18 protein-coding genes are annotated in these 20,374 nt (G+C 51.1%); 8 read left to right on the top strand and 10 right to left on the bottom strand.

What is annotated here, in order from left to right; genetic code table 11:
• Positions 1-32: 32 nt before the first annotated feature.
• A complete protein-coding gene (rlmE, locus tag ACXAGR_RS00580) occupies positions 33-653 on the bottom strand; it encodes a 23S rRNA (uridine(2552)-2'-O)-methyltransferase RlmE (RefSeq protein WP_474848094.1) in 621 nt (206 codons plus the stop codon).
• 176 nt (positions 654-829) lie between these two features.
• Here rlmE and ACXAGR_RS00575 point away from each other — a divergent pair, with 176 nt between their 5' ends.
• The 7 genes from ACXAGR_RS00575 to ACXAGR_RS00545 all read left to right on the top strand — a co-directional run bounded on the left by ACXAGR_RS00575 (position 830) and on the right by ACXAGR_RS00545 (position 10,184).
• Positions 830-1,573 (top strand): TrmH family RNA methyltransferase, encoded by a 744-nt coding sequence (locus ACXAGR_RS00575; RefSeq protein ID WP_474847490.1) that lies wholly within the window; start codon positions 830-832, stop codon positions 1,571-1,573.
• Between the two features lie 168 nt (positions 1,574-1,741).
• A complete protein-coding gene (locus ACXAGR_RS00570) occupies positions 1,742-2,620 on the top strand; it encodes a LysR family transcriptional regulator (protein WP_119502365.1) in 879 nt (292 codons plus the stop codon).
• Between the two features lie 180 nt (positions 2,621-2,800).
• Entirely contained in the window at positions 2,801-3,697 is an 897-nt protein-coding gene (locus ACXAGR_RS00565; RefSeq protein WP_474847488.1) for a cation diffusion facilitator family transporter, read from the top strand.
• 235 nt (positions 3,698-3,932) lie between these two features.
• Positions 3,933-4,262 carry a hypothetical protein gene (locus ACXAGR_RS00560; RefSeq protein ID WP_474847486.1) on the top strand — a complete coding sequence of 110 codons (330 nt, stop codon included), beginning with the start codon at positions 3,933-3,935 and terminating at the stop codon, positions 4,260-4,262.
• Positions 4,263-4,463: 201 nt separating this feature from the next.
• The gene (locus tag ACXAGR_RS00555) at positions 4,464-5,549 is read left to right on the top strand and encodes an efflux RND transporter periplasmic adaptor subunit (RefSeq protein ID WP_474847484.1); all 1,086 of its coding nucleotides are present in this window, start codon (positions 4,464-4,466) and stop codon (positions 5,547-5,549) included.
• An 11-nt stretch (positions 5,550-5,560) separates the two neighbouring features.
• Positions 5,561-8,743 carry an efflux RND transporter permease subunit gene (locus ACXAGR_RS00550; RefSeq protein ID WP_474847482.1) on the top strand — a complete coding sequence of 1,061 codons (3,183 nt, stop codon included), beginning with the start codon at positions 5,561-5,563 and terminating at the stop codon, positions 8,741-8,743.
• Complete coding sequence (locus ACXAGR_RS00545; RefSeq protein WP_474847480.1) at positions 8,736-10,184, top strand: TolC family protein; 1,449 nt, start codon at positions 8,736-8,738, stop codon at positions 10,182-10,184. The genes ACXAGR_RS00550 and ACXAGR_RS00545 overlap by 8 nt, the downstream gene beginning before the upstream one ends.
• Before the next feature lie 70 nt (positions 10,185-10,254).
• Here ACXAGR_RS00545 and ACXAGR_RS00540 read toward each other — a convergent pair whose 3' ends face one another.
• Genes ACXAGR_RS00540 through ACXAGR_RS00505 form a run of 8 tightly spaced genes read right to left on the bottom strand, consistent with a single transcriptional unit; the run spans position 10,255 to position 17,396 of the window.
• Entirely contained in the window at positions 10,255-11,085 is an 831-nt protein-coding gene (locus ACXAGR_RS00540) for a hypothetical protein (protein WP_474847478.1), read from the bottom strand.
• Between the two features lie 34 nt (positions 11,086-11,119).
• On the bottom strand, positions 11,120-11,851 hold the full coding sequence (fabG, locus tag ACXAGR_RS00535; RefSeq protein WP_349588831.1) for a 3-oxoacyl-ACP reductase FabG: 732 nt from the start codon (positions 11,849-11,851) through the stop codon (positions 11,120-11,122).
• Positions 11,844-14,189, bottom strand: coding sequence for an MMPL family transporter (locus tag ACXAGR_RS00530; protein WP_474847476.1), 2,346 nt, complete (start codon positions 14,187-14,189; stop codon positions 11,844-11,846). The genes fabG and ACXAGR_RS00530 overlap by 8 nt, the downstream gene beginning before the upstream one ends.
• A gap of 6 nt (positions 14,190-14,195) precedes the next feature.
• A complete protein-coding gene (locus tag ACXAGR_RS00525) occupies positions 14,196-14,915 on the bottom strand; it encodes an outer membrane lipoprotein carrier protein LolA (protein WP_474847474.1) in 720 nt (239 codons plus the stop codon).
• Entirely contained in the window at positions 14,912-15,328 is a 417-nt protein-coding gene (locus ACXAGR_RS00520) for an acyl-CoA thioesterase (protein WP_474847472.1), read from the bottom strand. The genes ACXAGR_RS00525 and ACXAGR_RS00520 overlap by 4 nt, the downstream gene beginning before the upstream one ends.
• Before the next feature lie 4 nt (positions 15,329-15,332).
• Entirely contained in the window at positions 15,333-15,587 is a 255-nt protein-coding gene (locus ACXAGR_RS00515) for an acyl carrier protein (protein WP_119502376.1), read from the bottom strand.
• Positions 15,584-16,405 (bottom strand): lysophospholipid acyltransferase family protein, encoded by an 822-nt coding sequence (locus ACXAGR_RS00510; protein WP_474847470.1) that lies wholly within the window; start codon positions 16,403-16,405, stop codon positions 15,584-15,586. The genes ACXAGR_RS00515 and ACXAGR_RS00510 overlap by 4 nt, the downstream gene beginning before the upstream one ends.
• 52 nt (positions 16,406-16,457) lie before the next feature.
• Complete coding sequence (locus ACXAGR_RS00505; protein ID WP_474847468.1) at positions 16,458-17,396, bottom strand: chorismate transformation FkbO/Hyg5 family protein; 939 nt, start codon at positions 17,394-17,396, stop codon at positions 16,458-16,460.
• Between the two features lie 265 nt (positions 17,397-17,661).
• On the opposite strand from ACXAGR_RS00505, the gene ACXAGR_RS00500 reads away from it, so the two are divergent.
• A complete protein-coding gene (locus tag ACXAGR_RS00500; protein WP_474847466.1) occupies positions 17,662-19,029 on the top strand; it encodes an AMP-binding protein in 1,368 nt (455 codons plus the stop codon).
• A 97-nt stretch (positions 19,030-19,126) separates the two neighbouring features.
• On the opposite strand, the gene ACXAGR_RS00495 is transcribed toward ACXAGR_RS00500, so the two are convergent.
• The gene (locus tag ACXAGR_RS00495) at positions 19,127-20,362 is read right to left on the bottom strand and encodes a beta-ketoacyl-ACP synthase (RefSeq protein WP_474847464.1); all 1,236 of its coding nucleotides are present in this window, start codon (positions 20,360-20,362) and stop codon (positions 19,127-19,129) included.
• Between the last annotated feature and the right edge of the window lie 12 nt (positions 20,363-20,374).

Raw genomic sequence — 20,374 nt, 5'->3', positions numbered from 1 at the left:
GTATGCGCCGCCGCTGGCGCATACAACCCGGTTCAGCCTTTAAAACCCGTAGCAACCAGATACACTTCCCTGGAACGCGGGCGGGACGCCGCAGGTTTTCTTACCACCACTTTTGAAAATGACGTTCGTACATCTTTCACGTACTCATCGTAGCCTACGCCCTGAAACACTTTTGCACAGAAGCTGCCACCCGGTTGTAATACGTTTCTGGCCATATCCAGAGCCAGCTCAACCAGATACATAGACGCATACTGATCGGTGGTATTTACGCCACTCATGTTCGGCGCCATATCAGACACCACAACATCCACCCGGTCATCCCCGAGGGTATTCAGGATCTGATCGTAAACGGCTTCATCAGTGAAATCGCCCTGAATAAAATCCACACCGATAATACTGTCCATGGGCAGAATATCTGACGCAATCACCCGCCCGTTGTCACCAACGATGGGCCCCACAATTTGGGACCAGCCACCGGGTGCAGAGCCCAGATCCATGACCACACTGCCGGGACGGAACAATTTGTCTTTTTCATTAATTTCGAGAAGCTTGTAACTTGCCCGTGAACGGTAACCGTCAGCCTGCGCTTTTTTAACGTAGGGATCGTTAACGTGTTCTTCCATCCATTTTTTGCTGGTTTTTGAGCGGGCCATAGTCAGTTCTGCAGTAGCTAAAGGGAAAACGGCGTTCATTGTAATCACGCGCAGCGGTTTTGCAAATGCAGCGCACCAACAAACTTCATAGCCGGCCTGACTTCCCTGCGGTTACAGGCTACAATGCGCAGCTTATTACCGCTTTTTGCAACACTGTTTCCGGAACTTACCTGCACATGAAATTAGACGACGTAAAAAAACTGCACCAGAAGAAATACCGTTCGCAGTTTGGCTTTTATCTTGTTGAAGGTGAGCATTTAATTCAGGAACTGCAACGCTCGCCATTGATGGCACAGTCTGTCACGTTGTACGTAACAGAAAGCTGGCTTTCCCGTGGCATTGCGCTGGACTCCCGTTTTGATGTGGTAACTGTCACAGACCGGCAAATGGCTTCACTCAGCGATACCAAAACTCCGCAGGGTGTGATTGCCAGAGTGCCGCTGGCAGCCCATGCTGTGGCACCTGAAAATAAAACAGCCTGTGAGCGAAGTATTTATTTACATGAAATTCAGGATCCCGGAAACCTGGGCACTATTTTACGTTCTCTGGCCTGGTTCGGAGGCTTCCGGTTACTGCTGAGCCCCAACAGCGTTGACCCGTTTAATTCCAAAGCGGTGCGTGCGAGTATGGGGGCAATTTTCCATCTGCCGGTAGAAACCGATGTTACACTGGATGATTGTCAGCAACGCTTTACCCGCTTTGCCTGCCTTGATCTTAACGGTAAAGCCATCAGCGACCCGCAGTTCAACGACTTTCCCTGCTATCTGTTTGGCAACGAAGCCCGTGGTATACCGGCAGACGCACTGGCCCGGGCCGGCGCTGAGGCCTTCACCATTCCCGGCAACGGCCAGATTGAATCACTGAATCTCGCCAGCGCGGTAGGCATGTGCGTGTATCAGCTGTCGCTGAGCAACAGCTGATAGCTGCCTGATAACTTGTGGCAGTGGCTCCGGACTATGAATCAAATACGTTGACCTTTGACTACCGGCGGGACGGTTTCACACGTACAATCAATCACTACCAGACAGATTAACCACACCGGTCAGATCAAACACATCAGAGAGTCACCGGCATTCAACAGGAGCCCTATGAACCTGTCGCAGATTGAAGCTTTCTGTGCCATCGCCGAAACAGGCTCGGTATCGGAAGCTGCCCGTCAGCTGGAATGTAACCGCAGCAAACTGAGCATGGCCATTAAAGTGCTGGAAAGTGAGCTGGGTGTGGATTTATTTGTGCGAACAGGCAATAAAATCGAACTGTCGGAAGTGGGTAAAGCCATTTATAAAGACTGCGAAAGTATGCTCATCACCGCCACCCGTATTCGCGGCACCTGCGCGCAGGTAACCGGTGAATTTGCTGCTGAAGTATGGATTGCGCCGGACGATTCATTGCCAGACCCTGTCTGGCAAGGCTTTATCCACTCGCTGAATAAACTGTTTCCGAATACGTCCTTCAACCTCGTGCTGGCGTCCAGCGGTGACCTTGCCAATCTGGTTGCTACCCAGCAGGTGGATTATGCTTTTGGCGTGGATTACGAGCGTTTCGATGATGCCAGGATCAGCTACAAACCACTGGGCAAAATTCGCATGATGTCGGTGTGCAGTGCTTCCCACCCGCTGACCCGCCTGAAACGGGTAACCGATGAAGATCTCCGCAATGCTATGCAGGCGGCGATGGTGTATCTGAACGAGCAGAATAACTCCAGTCTTGAACCCTTCTCCCGCCACTACATCGGGTTCTCCAGTTTTGAATTTATGCTGAATACCATTCTGACTGAAAGTGCCTGGGGTGTGCTGCCTGAACCACTCATCCGCCATCATTTGCGTGAGCAGCGCCTGTCGGTTATCCGCCATACCTATGGCCTTACTCAGGAAGATTATTGCATGGTCAGCCTCAACGGCAGTGCTGAAAACCCGGCCATGGCCTGGCTTGCCGATAAGCTAAGCGACTACCTTTTTGACTTCTGATGTAAAATCACGCGGCTGCTGTCAAAATTATTGACAGCAAGTTTTATCTTTATCTCATTGCTTTAAATGAACTTTTTCAAAAATTCCCCTGTCAGCCCTCTATCACGCGACCAAATCGTCATTGTAAATTACCGCCACCGGGCGAAAATCAGCGCAGATTTTTCAGAGGTTATCTTTCCCATGTGTGCCCGTATCCGTAATAACGAAAAGCAAACACTGACACTTTCAGCCCTTTTTGCCGGCCTTTTTGCCGTTGCTGGCCTGATGGTCGGACTGTTTGTTGACTCAATGGTTATTGTTTTCGACGGTGTGTATTCACTGGTAAGCTTGCTGTTAACTTTATTGTCGCTGGCAGCTTCCCGCTTCATTATGCGCCCGTCCTGTGACCGCTTCACCTTTGGCCGTGCCATTTTTGAACCGGCCGTCATAGCTGTAAAAGGTGCGGTGATCCTGCTGGTTGTCGGTTATTCCCTTTACTCTGCCATTGTTTCACTGCTGACTGGGGGCCATGAAGTTGATGCGTCAGTCGCTACCGTATTCGGTGTGGTCAACGTAATTGGTTGTGCCTTTGTGTGGTGGTACGTGGCTGCGAAGAATAAACGTGTGTCATCAGGCCTGATTGAAGCTGAAGCCAGTCAGTGGCAGATGGACACATTATTGAGTGTAGCCGTGACAGCAGGATTTGTGATTGCCTGGTTATTGTCACTCAGTCCCCTTGCCTCTTTCGCGGTGTATGCGGACCCGGTGATGATGTTAGCTATATCAGCGTTCTTCATCAAAGTGCCTTTTACGATGCTGATGTCAGCAATGCGCGAGCTGTTCTTAATGGCGCCCGCAGAAGAGCTTCGTCAAACCATTGATGAAAGCGTGGCCGCTGCGGTTGAAGAGTCAGACCAGGAAATTGAATTATCAGGTGTGGCAAAAGTCGGTCGCGAACTGTGGGTAGATGTCGACTTCTATCCTGATAGCTGTGATGTTATCCGCGTGAAAGATATAGAGCAAACCCGTGAAACCATCCGCGAAAAGCTGTCTGACTTGCCCCTCAAACTGCAAATTACCGTGAATATCGCCGGCTAAGCTGCCGGCGGTTACCTGACTGACTGAGCCGTGCCGGATACGGTACAATCCCGACAGCTTGTTAACCCGCCAGAATTTTAACAAGCTGGCAGCGTTACATTTACAACTCCCGTTGAGCTTTTCCTACTGCGATAAAGTAACCCTCAAAATCCTCAGGTTATCTCACATCTGCTTGTCAGCCAGTACAGCAATGCGTAGGATTTGCGGCGCTTTTTTTAGTGGTAACCTACTCAACATGTTAAATTTTCAGCAATTTCGCGAACAATTTATCCGGCAAAAGCTTCCCGCTTTACTGCTACTGGTGTTCTGCGCATTTCTGATTGAGAACAAACAGGTTTACCTCACCACCGTCACGACATCCCATGTGGATGCCTCTATGTGTACGCTGGGTTTTGAAGTCGATAATACAGATGAAGAGCAACCGGACCCGTCTGTGCCGGTCACAGAAGTTCTCACTGTTTCTGCCTCCGCTCCGGCGCTTGTCTCCGTCAGGCCCTCTCACTTCACCACCCCGTCCACCTGCCGCTACAAGTTACCTCCGCCCCGGGCGCCGCCCTACGCGTAATCATTCCGGAATAGTGCCTGCGCACTGCTCCGGGGACACTTCAACAATATTTTTCTCACAGGCAAGTCCGGACAGATCCCATTTCTGACCGGATGGATTTCTGCGGCCTTTTCTTCGCCACACACTCTGAGTGTGTGACGGGGCCGCGTCGTGCCTGCGCATGTCCCTGCGCAGGCACAATAACCATAAAAATAGTGATCTATGAAAACGAGAACAATCCTGACTTTAAGTGTAGTGACGGCGCTGCTTGGCGGTTGCGGTCACGATGAAACCGCTGGCCATGAACAAACTGTAGAGTTTGATGTCACCCATCCTCTGCGTCAGAACAACACAACCGTGAAAGAGTATGTCAGCCAAATCCGGGCCATTCAGCACATCGAAGTGCGTGCCATGGAAAAAGGCTATCTGCAAAACACCTTTGTGGATGAAGGGCAAACGGTAAAAGCCGGTCAGCCTATGTTCAAAATTATGCCGGCTGTTTATGAAGCCGAACTTCATAAAGCACAGGCAGAGGCAGAAGCCGCCAGAGTGGAATACGAAAATACCCGTTCGCTGCAATCGCAGGATATTGTGTCTGATACTGAACTGGCCGTCGTCAAAGCCGGTTATGACAAAGCCCTGGCAGAGGTAGCGCTGGCACAAACCCACTTGGATTTTACCGACATCCGCGCGCCGTTCACCGGCAAAATGGACCACCTTGAAGCCCGTACCGGCAGTCTGCTGGATGAAGGCGAATTGCTCACCACCTTATCTGATCTCAGCACCATGTGGGTATATTTTAATATGCCGGAATCTCAGTATCTGGATTATGTTCAGCGCGGTCAGGATATCACTGAAACCACTGTGCGGCTGAAGCTGGCTAACGGCTCGGTGTATGAACAACCCGGCCATATCGATACCATTGAAGCAGACTTTGATAACACCACAGGTACCATTGAAATGCGGGCTTCGTTCCTGAATCCCAATGGCCTGCTGCGTCACGGACAAACAGGTAACGTACTGATGGACGTTGACTATCCTGACAGCGTGCTGATCCCGCAAAAGGCCACATTCGACATACTCGATCAGACCTATGTTTATGTCGTTGACGGCAATAATACCCTGCACACCAGACACATTCAGATTGCCGCAGAATTACCCCATGTTTTCATTGTGGCAAGCGGACTGGAAGAGAGTGACACCGTGCTTATCGACGGATTACGCCGGGTCAGGGACGGTCAGCAAATCGAAGCAGACATGGTGTCTCCTGAAGAAGTCTTCGGCAGCCTTGAGCTGGCAGCAGAGTAAAGGTCGCGATTATGTTTGGAGTTTTTATAAAGCGGCCTGTCATGGCCATTATGCTGTCGCTCATGATTGTGTTTCTGGGCGTATTGTCGATTTTTTCTTTACCTACATCCCAGTATCCGGATATTGCCCCGCCACGGGTGCTGATCTCTCTGGCATACCCGGGTTCCAATGCTGATGTGCTGGTAAAGTCCTCTCTGGTCACTATTGAGCGCTCCATTAACGGTGTGCCGGGCATGAAGTACATTGTGTCTGACGCCACCAGCGCCGGTGAAGCCACGATTCAGGTGATTTTCGAGCTGGGTGTGGATCCTAATCAGGCACTGATGAACGTAAAGAACCGGCTTGATCAGATCAAGAACCGTCTGCCGCAACTCGTTCAGCTTGAAGGGGTGGTGGTAAACCGCGTGCAACCCAGCATGCTGATGTACATCAACGTGTTCAGCACGGATAAAGATGCGGATGAAAAGTTTCTCTATAACTATTCCAACATCAATATCATTCCTGAAATTCAGCGTGTAAACGGTATCGCCAGCGCTAAAATTCTGGGTAGCCGTCAGTACGCCATGCGTGTGTGGCTGAAACCTGACCGCATGCGGGCCTACAATATTTCCACTGAGGAAATTATGGAGGCCATGGACGAGCAGAGCCTGATAGGACGGCCGGGGCGTCTGGGACGAAGCTCAGGTTTAAGTGCCCAGTCCAAGGAATATGTACTGGTGTATGAAGGCCGGTACAACAAACCGGAAGAATACAAGAATATCATTATCCGCGCAGACTCCGACGGTAAATTGCTGAAACTGGGTGATGTGGCCGACGTGGAACTGGGCAGTGAATTCTTTGATATTTACTCCAACAAAGACGGCTATCCCTCAGCAGCCATTGTGCTTAAACAAAGTTACGGCAGCAGCGCCAGTGACGTGATTGAGCAGGTGAAAGCCAAAATGGAAGAGCTGCAGGATACCTTCCCGCCGGGCATGGAATACGAAATCAACTACGATGTATCCAAATTCCTTGATGCGTCTGTTGAGCAGGTACTGCATACGCTGGCCGAAGCATTCGTGCTGGTGTCTCTGGTGGTGTTTATTTTCCTCGGTGACTGGCGCTCTACCCTCATTCCCATCATCGCCGTACCGGTATCGCTGATTGGTACCTTTTTCTGTATGCAGGCCTTCGACGTCAACATCAACCTTATCACCCTGTTTGCGATGGTTCTGGCTATCGGGATTGTGGTGGATAACGCCATTGTGGTGGTGGAAGCCGTGCATGCCAAGATGGAAGATGATGCCGCCATCACGCCCTACAACGCCACCCGGCAGGTACTGGGCGAAATGGGCGGTGCGATTATTGCCATTACCCTGGTGATGGTGGCGGTGTTTATTCCGCTTATCTTCATGACCGGTCCGGTGGGCGTTTTCTACCGTCAGTTCTCCATTACCATGGCATCTGCCATTATCATTTCCTGTATTGTGGCGCTGTCACTGACACCGGTATTGTGCGCCATGTTGCTGAAGAATCATCACGGTCAGCCACAGAAACGCACGCCGGTAAGTATGTTCATCAACAGCTTCAACCACGTGTTTGATAAAGTTACCGGGCGCTACACGGGCCTGGTGAGGGCTGTGGTTACCCGCCGCACGGTAACCGCCGTTTTACTGGTAGCCTTTGTTGCCGGTACCGTGGGAGTAAACGCTAACTTACCGGCAGGTTTTATTCCCGGTGAAGATCAGGGACAAATCTACGCCATTATCCAGACGCCCCCCGGCAGTACACTGGAAGCAACCAATAAAGTTGCCAGAGAATTGCAGGAAATGGCGCTGGAAATTGAAGGCGTGTCTTCGGTATCTTCGCTGGCAGGCTATGAAATCCTGACAGAAGGACGGGGTTCCAACGCCGGTACCTGTCTGATCAACCTCAAAGACTGGGCAGACCGTGAGCAGACTATTCCGGAAATCATTGAGGAACTGGAAGAGAAGGCCCACCACCTCGGTGCGGTCATTGAGTATTTCGAACCCCCTGTTGTGCCGGGTTACGGTGCCTCATCCGGCCTGTCGTTCCGTCTGCTGGATAAGACCAACACCACGGATTACCATGAATTCGATGACATCAACAAAGACTTCATGGCTGAACTGGGTAAGCGCAAAGAGCTCAAAGGACTGTTTACCTTCTATGCCGCCGATTATCCCCAGTACAAAATAGAAATCGACAACCAGGCCGCCATGCAAAAAGGTGTTTCCATTAAAGCGGCAATGGAAAACCTCGATATCCTGATCGGCAGTACTTATGAGCAGGGTTTCACCCGCTTTAATAACTTCTTCAAAGTGTACACTCAGGCAGCCCCTGAATACCGCCGTTATCCCAGCGATCTGCTGGACTACTACGTGCGGAATGAAGAAGGGGAAATGGTGCCCTACTCTGCGTTCATGAAATTAATCAAAACCGAAGGTCCTAACGAGATCACCCGCTACAACCTGTATACCTCATCGGCCATCCGTGCTGAACCGGCTGCCGGTTACACTTCTGCAGATGCCATTAAGGCTGTGGAAGAAGTGGCAGCGGAAACACTACCACGGGGCTATGACATTGGCTGGGAAGGTTTGTCATTTGATGAAGCCAGACGGGGCAATGAAGCGGTGGTGATTTTCGTGGTGGTACTGCTGTTCGTGTACATTGTACTGGCAGCGCAATACGAGAGTCTGCTGTTACCCTTTGCCGTTATTCTTGCCTTGCCAACCGGTATCTTCGGCTCGCTGGCCATGCTGAAAATGATGGGTCTGGCAAACGATGTTTATGCCCAGCTCGGTCTCGTTATGCTGGTAGGTCTGCTGGGTAAAAACGCCGTACTGATAGTGGAATACGCCGTGCAGAAAAAAGAACAGGGCTTGTCTATTAAAGAGGCGGCAGTGGAAGCGGCAACCGCCCGGTTCCGGCCTATTCTGATGACCTCTTTCGCCTTTGTTGCCGGCCTGATCCCGCTGGTTATCGCTACCGGTGCCGGTGCAGTGGGCAACCGTACAATCGGTTCATCTGCGCTGGGCGGTATGGTAACAGGCACAGTCTTCGGCGTGCTGGTGATCCCGGGCCTTTACTATTTATTCGCCAAACTGGGCGACGGCAAATCCCTCATCAAAAATGAAGACCAGTTGCCCTTCACCGAAACTTACCACTACAACGATAAGGAGAGTGACAATGACTAAATCACGCTGTTTTACCCTTAGTCTGAAACCGCTTGTTGTCGCGGTAAGTGCGGCTTTACTGCTGCAGGGTTGTGCCATACCTGATATCGAAACCCGTGACGCCAGTGTGGAGATGCCGGAACAATTCACACCTGAAACGACAGAGACGCCGGTGAATATAAACTGGGAAGACTGGTTTAACGACCCGGATCTCATTGCTCTGGTAGACACTGCGCTGGCAAACAATCAGGAAGTCGCCATGATGCTGCAACGCATTAATATGGCGGCCAATGAAGTCTATGCCAGAGAAGGGGAATACCTGCCTCAGGTGTCTGCCGGAGCTGAAGCCGGCGTGGAGAAAGCCGGTGAATATACCCGTGACGGCGCAGTGGAAAAACAACTGGCTATCCGCGAAGAGAAGGAATTTCCTGATCCGCTGGCGAATCTGCGCCTTGGCCTTAATGCTTCCTGGGAGCTGGATGTCTGGCATAAACTTCGTGACGCCTCTAAGGTCGCGTCACTGGAATATCTGGCCAGTATTGAAAGCCGCAAGTTCTTCGTCACTGAAATGGTGGCGGAAGTGGCCCGCACTTACTACGAGTTGCTGGCGCTGGATAACCATCTTGCGAATCTGGATGCCAATATCGATATTCAGCAACATGTGCTCAATACCCTTGAGCAACTTAAGCACTATGGCCGCTCTTCGTCTTTACCACTCACCCGCTTTGCGGCTGAAGTGAATAAGAATAAGAGCGAGCGGTATCAGGTCAGTCAGGAAATTGCTGCCACTGAGAACAAGCTTAATTTGCTGCTGGGACGGCCTCCCCAACCCATTGCGCGTAACGCTGAACGTCTGATGACAGCATCACTGTCAAAGCCCTCTGCCGGCGTGCCGTCTGAACTGCTTGCCAACCGCAGCGATATTCGTGAGGCTGAACTGACACTGCAGGCGGCGAAGCTGAATATCGACGTTGCCCGCGCCAACTTCTATCCGTCTTTCGCGCTGAAAGCCGGTGTGGGGCTGGAGTCCTTTGATACCCGGTATCTTCTGGACACACCGGAGTCTGTTGCCTGGTCACTGTCCGGCGATATTTTTGCGCCGCTGATCAACCGCCGTGCAATTGAAGCTGAGTATAAAAATGCCAGTGCTGAACAGATTCAGGCTGCTTATGAATACGAGTATACCGTTGTCAGGGCAGTTTCTGAGGTTTCCACCCGCTTGTCTGCACTGGATAACCTGAGCAACAGCTATGCAGCAAAACAAGCCCAGATTGAGCAGCTGGATGCGTCGGTGAATATTGCCAACAAACTGTTTGCCTCTGCCCGTGGTGAATACCTGGAAGTGTTGCTGGCACGGCGGGAGTCACTGGAAGCGAAAAGTGAACTGATTGATACCCGCAAAGAGCAGTTCACTGCACTGGTGGAATTGTATCAGTCGCTGGGCGGCGGCTGGCGCAGCTAAGGCTCAACCAAACCTTGCCGGAAACAAAAAAGCGGACAATTCGTTGTCCGCTTTTTTCAGGCAGTTTTGCTCAGAATGCATAGTCCGGCAGAGGAATATCAATCATGCCTTTACGGTACTGTTCTGTTGTTTCTTCACTGAGTTCATCACGGTTCGACTCTGCATAGCGGCGCAGCTTTCTGATTTCGCTGTGCTCTTCCACTTCCCGCAATACATCGCGGTAGCGCGCCATTCCGCTGCGGCCGATAGCATTGGTCAGCCAGGCAAAAGTATCCGCCTGATTCTTCTGTGCTGTGGCATAGTTTCTCAGTAATATTTCCGCAGCTAAATCACACAGGGCCTCGCTGCGAAGCTCTTTTGATGACATTTCCTGTGCCGCCCGTTTCAGACTGGCAAGGTCGCCGGCCAGCATCATCTCTTTAAGACGACTGACTACATCTGCGTCGGCCTCTTTGCTGTAAAGATCTTCCGGCAACGTGTACATGCCAGCCACAAATTGCTCTCCCTCTGCACCCGGCAACTCGTCGAGAGCGGTGTCAGCATGGCGTTCCAGCTTGTCTATCTGTGTGTTTTCCACCACTTCAGACAACACGCCGTAGTAGCGGCCATTTTCAGATGCACCAATGGCACGTGCCAGCCACGCCAGGGAGTCCACATCACTGCGCACCGCATGAGGATACTTCTTCAGCAGAATAGCCGCAGCAATATCCAGTAATTCAGGATTGGCAATTTTGGTACTGAATATACGTTTTGACGCCGTTTTTAACTGAACCATATCGCCGGAAAGCATCATGTCCGCCAGCTTCTGTTCCTCAGGACCTAATTCCGCCATTGCATTGAAAGACAAGGCGCTGACCGATAATCCGATTGCCATCAAGGCTATTTTTATATATCTCATCATTACTCCATTTCGTTGAGATCACTTCACTTCAAAATCAGTACATACCGCCATTGACGCTGATCACCTGACGGGAAATATAGCGGGCTTCATCTGACACCAGAAAGCCGATGGTATTGGCCACATCATCCACATGACCGAAGGTGCCAAGGGGAATCATTTTTTTCGCTTCGTCTGCCACCGCCCCTTCAATCATACCGGTTTCAATGACGCCCGGTGCAACACAGTTTACTGTGATCTTTCTTTTACCCAGCTCGATAGCCAGCGCTTTAGTGGCACCGATAATGCCGGCTTTAGACGCGCTGTAATTCGTTTGCCCGCGGTTGCCCATCAGGCCGGAAACCGAGGACAGGGTAACAATACGTCCGCCCTGACGCAGCCTGATCATGGGCATGATCACCGGATGCAGCACATTGTAGAAACCATCCAGATTGGTGTGTACCACGCCATCCCACTCTTCGCCGGTCATGGCAGGAAAGGCTGTATCGCGGGTAACACCGGCATTACAGACCACACCGTAATAAGCACCGTTTTGTTCAATATCGGCTTCAATGGCGGTGCGTGTTCCGTCTCTGTCGGCAATATCAAATTGCAGGGCCACGGCACTGCCGCCGCCGGCAATAATATCCTCAACCACTTTGGCAGCAGCGTCTTTACCGCTGCGGTAATGTACCGCTACGGCAAACCCCTGCGCAGCCATTTTGTAGGCAGTGGCCTTTCCGATACCGCTGCTTGCTCCTGTGACTAGGATTCTTTTTTGTTCAGACATGAGATCCTTTTTCCTTCTTGTCAGGCTCACCGTTAAACAGGCTTATTGCCGCAATAAAATTAATCGTATTTCCAATCAGAATAATGCTGCCGAAGGCCTGAACCACCGGCATATCGCTGAATGCCAGCAAGCCGAAAGACAGCAGACTGGTTACTGCAGACAGCAAAATTGCTTGTTGGGTAGTGTCCGGTTTGTCCGCCATTTCACGGGCAAAGATGATGTAATCCATGCCAAGTCCCAGCACCAGAAACAGTGCCATGACATGAAACACATTGAGGGCCTGACCACACAGAAGCACCAGCGCCACGGCAATCAGGCTGGCAGATGCAGGAATAAGCAGCAACCGGAGTACACCGGCGCTGCGGTACCAGAGCGCCAGCAGCAGTCCGACCAGACCGTAGGCAATAACCAGTAAAAAGGCACCGGTTTCCCGCTGGGATTTCAGTGCCAGTGTGGCATTGCCCAGGGTATTCACATAGTCAATTTCAGGAATGGCAGCCGCCGCTTTTTCTATGGCAGCTAAATCACTGTTTTTGCGGATAAGAGCAAAACTGATTATCTCTTTGTTGTCAGCGGCCCCGCTCCCTGCCGACCAGAGCGGCGGAAGGCTATCAACTCGTTCAGACAAACCGGCGAAATCCAGTACCTTGCCGGCACCGTCAACGTAAGCCGCTTTTACCGGTGCAACAGACTCTGGCGGTAAACCCAGCGCGCCGGCAAATACATCAAGCACACCGCCATCACTGTAAAGTTTTGCCTGCAATGCATAATCCGCCTTTTGCGCTTCAGGTGAAGGCAACCAGTCAGCGATGCTGCTCACTGAATCGCGGTGCACACCTTCAGAAGTCAGCAAACGGTCCAGTGCATCAAAAATCTGTTGTGGCTGTTGCCCGCGGATAAGCAGATAACGACCGGGCTCGTATACCTGAGTCAGCGCCGATACAGCCTGCTCCTGCTCCAGTAAGGCAGGAGAAACATGGAAAAAGCGTCTGGGATCGTCATTCACCTGCAGTCCGCCGGCGTACAGGTACAAGGCACTCATCACCGCCATAGCGAGTCCGGCAATAGCCAGAGCGCGGGGTCGTCGGGCAGTGACACGCTGACAGGAACGAATTACAGTTTTCAGCAACGGCTGTCTGGCTTCGATGGGACGGCGCACTATTAACGGCCCCAGCAACATGACGCTCAGCCAGGCCATGGCCAGCCCGGCACAGGAAAACAGAGCAATTTTCTTAAGAATAGTAAGTTCAGCCAGGCTCAGGGCACCATAACCCACCAGCGATGTAATCACACTCAGCACCATGGCGCGGTACAACACGGTATCATGACTACCGGCACGGGCTTTCTCATTTGCTGGCTGCGCCGGAGACTGTGCAGCAGATAAGAAGTGATAGAAATAGTGCAGTGAATAATCCACCACAATACCAATCAAACTGGCACCGAAAACAATGGTCAGCACATGCACAGAACCGTACACCCATACACTGGCGAGAATACCGGCTCCCACTCCGGCGGCAATGGAGCCAAGGGCCAGGGTTAACGGTAATAACGAACGGAAAACCAGCAACATCAGCACCAGTACGCCGGCTATTGAGCCTGCAGCAATAAGCTGAATATCCGCTTTGGCTGACTGCGCTGAATCCACAGCAAAAAAGAACATCCCGGAATGCAGCACGGACACATCAAACTCTTCACTGACGGCCTGCTCTGCGGCTTTGATTTGTTCGTAAACAGCATGCTGCTGCGTCATACCGGCGGGAAAATCAGTGAAACTCACGCTGAATGACGTAACGGCTGCGGTGCGCTTTTCAGCCACCATGGACGGCTCAAGACGTGCCGACATCCCGATAAGGCAATCTGAAAACCAGCCGAGGGGATCCTGTTCAAAGGGAACCAGTCTGACGCCCTCTCCCAACTGATAAAGCTTTCGCTGCGCCGCTGCGGACAGTTGTTCAGGGGTTTTGTCGTTGAGGGCTTCCCGTTGAGAATCACTGAGAAAATTGAACCTGAAAGGTGTAATAGCAGGCAAATATGCGGCCTGCATTTCATTATCAAGGGCAACGTGCAGGCCGGGCACACTATTCAAAGCCGTTTGCAATGAACGGGCAGCTTGTTCAGTGCGCTTATCGTTATCGCTCTGCACAACCACCATAAAACGCTGGCTGATATCATCAGTCAACGCGTCCAGCGCATATTGCAGGGCGGGGTCGCGTACTTTATCCGGATTTAAGTCGTTGAGATTCGTATCAATCTGCACTGCCTGCGGATTGATAACAACAAACAGCACACCGGCCAGTAGGGTAAAAATGAAGCACAGCCGGAGAAAAAACGACATCATTGTTGATCAGAATGCGTCGAAGCGGGCGGGTGAAAGCAGAACGCGACACCAGTTTGTTTTACCGGAATACAGGGTTTCACATTGTTCCCAGGCTTTCCGCTTGCCCTCAAAACTGTATTCCTCAATCTGATCAATAAGCACCTGCGTATTCTGCCCGGTTGCGTCTGTTACTTTAATCGTTACGGCAGGTTGCGGGGCATCTCCGTCTCCGGTCGCTGATTTGGCGATACGGATAGCTTCCAGTCCTTTTCTCATCATCTCGCTTTCAGGGATGAGTAACAATGTGCCGTCCGGTTCCTGAGTGACCGCAAATTCATCAGTAAAATAACCGGTGTCGCCTTTCAGCAAACGAACAAAAATGTTCGACATAATATAACGGGCAACGCCGCTGAGAGGCGTTAATGTGCCATCATCTTCAGCCCTGAAATTGTTGGTGCTGTTCACGTACAATATGGCTTCACTGAAGGGTTCGCTGGTATGCCATACCAGTCCCAGATCGCAGGAATAATAAAAATCACCGGCAGATTTAAGCGGTACAGGCAGGCCCTGCATAGATTTTTGCTGGCTAAACTGGCCGGAAAAGTGACAGCCGGAAGGAAACATGGAAGAGAGTAACTGCTCTTCGGTGGCCTTGCCTTCAACTTCCCCGGAAGGTTCTGCATCCGCCATAGCCGGAAACACTGTCAGCAGTCCCGTCAGCAAACTGATGAACGCAAGGCGGCTCATGGTTTATTTATCCATTCAGTGACAGCGTCAGTGAGAAATGCCGGAGATTCGTACTGGGTGATCTGCTCAGGCATAGCCACCGCAAACTGGGTGGTTTTGCCTTTAGTGAACACCTCACCGGTATCACGATCTTTGATGGCATAGCTGATTTTCAGGCGGTTTTCCCATTCAGTCAGCCAGGATTCCACCACGATTTTTTGCTCAAACAGCAGAGGCTTGATGTATTTAACCTGAATATCAACGATGGGGAAAAAGAACCCCTGCTCTTCCATCACAGTGTACGGACAGCCTATTTCAGACAACAACGCACAGCGGGCCATTTCCATGTATTTAGGATAGTTTCCGTGCCAGACCACGCGGTACGCATCCACATCGAAAAAAGGAATGTCGATATTCAGGCGATTTTTTTTCATCGGTTTATGCTTTCGCCGGCAACTCAGCAAGCACGTCAACGACGTCCTGTATGGTTCTCACCTGCTTGAACTGAGACGGAGAGATTTCTACGTTAATGGTCTTTTTCAGGTCAACCAGTAAATCTACGGCATCAATGCTGTCGATATCCAGGTCTTCGTAAAGACGGGCTTCAGGCACGATTTCCGCCGGTTCCAGCTCGAAAAGGTCGACTAAGGTGTCTCTGACCTGTGCCAGGATATTTTCTTTTTCCGCATTCATAACGCATTCCCTCTTTGATTTTCCAGCTGTTCCGGCATGGCCGTTGTCTCTGTAGACAGCTGTTTGTTGTAATAGTTTTCCAGAAACTGAGTCAGATGTCTGTACTGCTTAGGTCGCGGTAACGTAGTGTCTATGCAGTCATCCAGTGCCAGTAATTCACCTGAACGCAGTGTAAATGCCGGGCCGCCTTCCGGGATATCATACCATTTATCGCCCTTTTTCAGCGCCCGGGGGTAGCACTCTATCATCACAGGCATGATTGAGGCATTAACGGCCACCGCCATATTGGCAGCTCCCCTTTTAAAGCGCAAAACGTTATCTTCTTTGGTCCGCGTGCCTTCAGGAAAAATCAGAATATTCTCCCCGGCTTCCAGTTTGGCCGCCGCCATAGGCAAGACCTGTTCAGCATTGTTAGGAATAAAGCCGGCCTGGCGTACCACCGCACCGGTAAAAAAGTTATCCCAAATGGCGCTTTTCACAAAACAACACATCTGCTTATTCACGGCAAGCAGCAGCACCACATCAATCAGTGACGGATGGTTCGCAATAACAATGTGCCCGGGGCGGGCTTTGTGCATAGAGTCCACATCGAACGAATACCGGATAAGGCCGAAAAATCGCATGATACGAATAAATGTCAGGCACCCTTTATGAATACACCAACGGATCATGCGTTGCTTTTTAGCCGGCGAAATAATGGTGACAGGACTCATCAGCCGGAAGAAAACACCGACCAGCAACGCCCCCACGCCAAACAGCGAATAACTCACACCGGCGCTGAGGATTTGCCAGCTTTTGCGCAGTTTAGCTAACAGCATACCAGCACTCCGGTGCGGCAACCGCCAGGCTGTTCCAGAGGCAGATACCGGCTCAGACACAGAAACATTCGATTTCAACCAGCAAGTCTTTACGACAGATATCGGCCAGAGTGTACACCGCTTCAACGTCAGGGTAATGGCTGCTCAGCCAGTCACGGATATAGGCGACATCCTTTTCGTGACGGACATAGACTTTAAAGGCTGACAACGGGCACTGCTCCGGATTCGCTGTATCAAGCAAATGGCTGATATTTCCCATGGTCACAGTGAGCTGCTTCTCAATATTTCCCTCTCCCAGTGTCTGATGGCCTGTAATGCTGGCCGTTCCTGAGATAAATAAAAAGTGAGAGTCATTCAGTGTCAGTGCGGTAGCACGGGCAAATGAGGGACTGGAAATGCCATACTGGCGGGGATATTCGTATGCGTTCACCTGATGGTGATTATTGTAGTGCCGTGGCTTAACGCGGCTGGCGAACACATAGAATACAGCACCATCGTTATGATGCCCAAGAGCTGATGCAGCGGGGAAAGCCTGAGGGGAAATACCGGCTTCTTCAAATGCTTTCAGACGACCGGTGCAAAACTTTTTATACACCTCATGGTCGCCGTCACCGGCATTAATCGCCGGCAGATAATTCCAGAAGCGGAACGGATGCGCGAACCCTTTCTCATCCAGCACACCCAGAATTGCCCCGTAGGCGGTTTGCGTGTGTTGCTCAATATCGCCGCATTCATCTTTTGTCAGCCAGTGTGCAACGCAAATTACATCGTCCGTTTCAGACCAGTAACAACGTCCGGTCTGGCCACGGGTCACTTTGCCCTTCACCGTCCACATTTCATTGATTGCTTCAGAGCCCGCCTCTTCAAGCCCTGTTGCAATCAGGCCGTTCCCGAAAGGTTCACACTGGTTGATAAGAGGCATTACCGCAAGAACATCCTCACGGGATTGCAGGGCTTTGGCGGGGGTGGAACAAAAATGCTGTTTTAACATGAGACAACTGGATGTGGTGTAATTTCAAACAGGAATGAGGCAGCCATTCACATGGCAAAAATATCAGCAAACCGGCGGTAATACACAAGGCCCAGCCTGTCTGCGCGCCCTGCCGCTAATCGCCGCTTCAGTTAATCATTCCGTGACACAAAAATAGTTTTTAATCTGGCGGTAGTTTAAACTAGCGAAAATTGAAAATAAAGCGAATGGACTCACCGTTTACCATGGCTGTTAACATTCGTGAACACCAGTAAATAATTCTTTCATGCCTGATACTTTTCCCCTTTTTACCCGTGAAGCTGAAGACGCAATTGCTTATCTGACCCGGCCTGTCGATGCAGCAGATCTCAATACCGGGCCGGTTACTGCCTCCCGCTTTCTTTCTCATGTGAAGCAGGTCGCAGAGGCTCTGACCTGTCAGGGTTACGTGATTAACCTGTGTGAAAACCGTTATCTGTTTCTGGTGGGGCTGTGTGCCGCTGTTTTACGGGGCGCGACAACCTTGTTACCGCCGGATAAAAATATCGCCACCCAGGAGCAGATGAACGGGGACTACGGGGATTGTTTTATCATTCACGACGGGAGTGAAATCAGTGCCACTATCCCTGCATTTAATATCCTGTCGGTGAAATGCCCGCAGGCTGACAGCAGCGATTTTTCGGTACCCGCCATTGCGGATGATTTTCTTGCCTGTATCAGTTTCACTTCCGGCTCTACCGGAAAATCAAAGCCTAATCTCAAATACTGGCGTACCTTACACCGCAGCAGCCTGATTAACTACACCTTCATGATCCCGGATTGTGAGGAGACCCTGTATCAACTGGCCACCATGCCCGCCCAGCACATGTGGGGTTTCGAAACTTCCGCGTTATTACCGTTATTCAGTAAAGTGTGCATGAGTGATGCAAAACCCCTGTTCCCGCAGGACATTCTGGATACTTTTGCGACTTTGCCGGAACCTAAACAACTGGTTTCCACTCCCGTACATTTGCGGGCGCTGTGTGCCGGTATGAGGTCTGAAGTTCGCGCCAATTCCGTACTGTGCGCCACGTCCCCGCTTACCACAGAACTGGCCACAGAAGTGGAGCAGAAATTCAACGCGCCGTTAAGAGAAGTCTACGGTTGTAGTGAAGTGGGATCGATGGCGGTGCGGCGTTCTGCCAAAGAGCAAGCCTGGTTTAAATTTGAAGGCATTGATTTTGCGCAGGAAGACGGTAGCACCACGGTGCGCGCTGAACATTTGCCCTCCGATACCGTACTGCAGGATTTCATTGAATTTAAAGATGACAATCACTTTGTGTTATCTGGCCGGGCAAGCGACCTGATAAAGATTGCCGGTAAACGGGGTTCACTGTTTACCATTAATCAAACGCTGCTGACGTTTAAGGGCCTGGAAGATGGTATTGTGATTCATCCTGAATCAGCCGGACCGGTTACCCGCCTTGTCGCCATTGTGTCGCTAAAGCCGGGGGTAGAAAAAGCCGAATTGGTGCGCTTTTTACAAGCGCGTCTGGACAGTGCTTTTGTGCCGCGACCTGTGTACGTGGTAGATGCCCTGCCCCGTGAACCTAACGGTAAGCTGCTGCGCAAAAACATTGATGCGCTTCATGCATCACTGAAAAAGAAAAGATAATCAAAGTACCGGCAGTTAAGTAAAAAAAGGGCGTCACGATAAATTCGTGACGCCCTTTTTGTTTGTTTTTCACGGCCCGGCTGACAATGTTTTGCGTTTAAACCCGCTTTATGATCAACGAGGTATTGATACCACCGAAAGCGAGGTTGTTACTCATGAAGCAATCGGTTTTGATTTCGCGGCATTCCCGGCGAATGTAATCCAGCGGTGCACATTCCGGATCAACGTTATCCAGATTCAGTGTGGGTGCAAACCAGTTTTCTTTCATCATTTTAACGGTCGCCCACACTTCAAATGAGCCGCAAGCGCCCAGCGTATGGCCGGTATAGCTTTTCAGCGAACTGATTGGCTTACCGCCCACAACCTGATAGGTCGCATTACTTTCGACAATATCACCGTGCTGCGTTGCCGTGCCATGTGCGGATACATAACCAATGTCATCAGCGGTTACACCGGCATCTTTCATGGCTGAGGCCATAACTCGTTGCACCGTTTCCGGATTAGGTTTAACCAGATAAGCGCCGTCGGTATTGGTGGCGTAACCCGTAACTTCTGCCAGAATGTTCGCGCCACGGGCTTTGGCATGTTCGTAGGATTCAAGAATAAGCGTACATGCCCCCTCACCCAGTACCAGGCCATCACGATCGCGATCGTAAGGCCGGGGCGTGGCTTCCGGGGTATCATTTTTGGTGCTGGCCGCGAACAAGGTATCAAATACCGCTGCCTGGGAAGGACACAATTCCTCTGCGCCACCGGCAATCATCACATCTTGCTGACCAAACTTAATGGCTTCATACGCATAGCCAATGGCCTGGCTACCCGCGGTACAGGCACTCGAAGTGGTGTACATGCGGCCCTGAGTACCAAAATACACACTGATATTCACAGCCGCGGTGTGGTTCATCATGCGCAGATAGGTGCTGCTGTTAATGCGGGAAGTCGAAAAGTTCTCCAGCATAGGCGCAAACTCCAGTGCCGCTTCACTGCTGCCTGTGGCGGAACCATAAGCCACCCCGGTCGCAGAAGAGCGGATCACCGGCTCATCTGTCAGGCCGGCATCAGCCAGCGCCCGCTCAGTCGCCAGCACACCCATTTGGGCAACACGGCCCATGCTACGCTTTTTCTTTTTGGTATAGTGATCAGGCAAAGCAAAGTCGTGAATGGGGGCAGCCAGATAGGTGCCAAGACCGTCATACTTTTTCCAGTCTTCCATATAGCATACTGCTGACTTCATCGACTGAAGCGCAGATTTTACCTGCGACCAGTCATCACCCAGCGCAGACACTACACCGGCTCCGGTAATCACAACCCGTCTGTCATTATTGTTATTCAAACTACATCCTTT

The sequence above is a fragment of the Alteromonas sp. ABH4_457 genome, from assembly GCF_056160625.1.
Note: the sequence above shows the minus strand (reverse complement) of the source record. Positions and strands in the feature narration are given on the sequence as shown.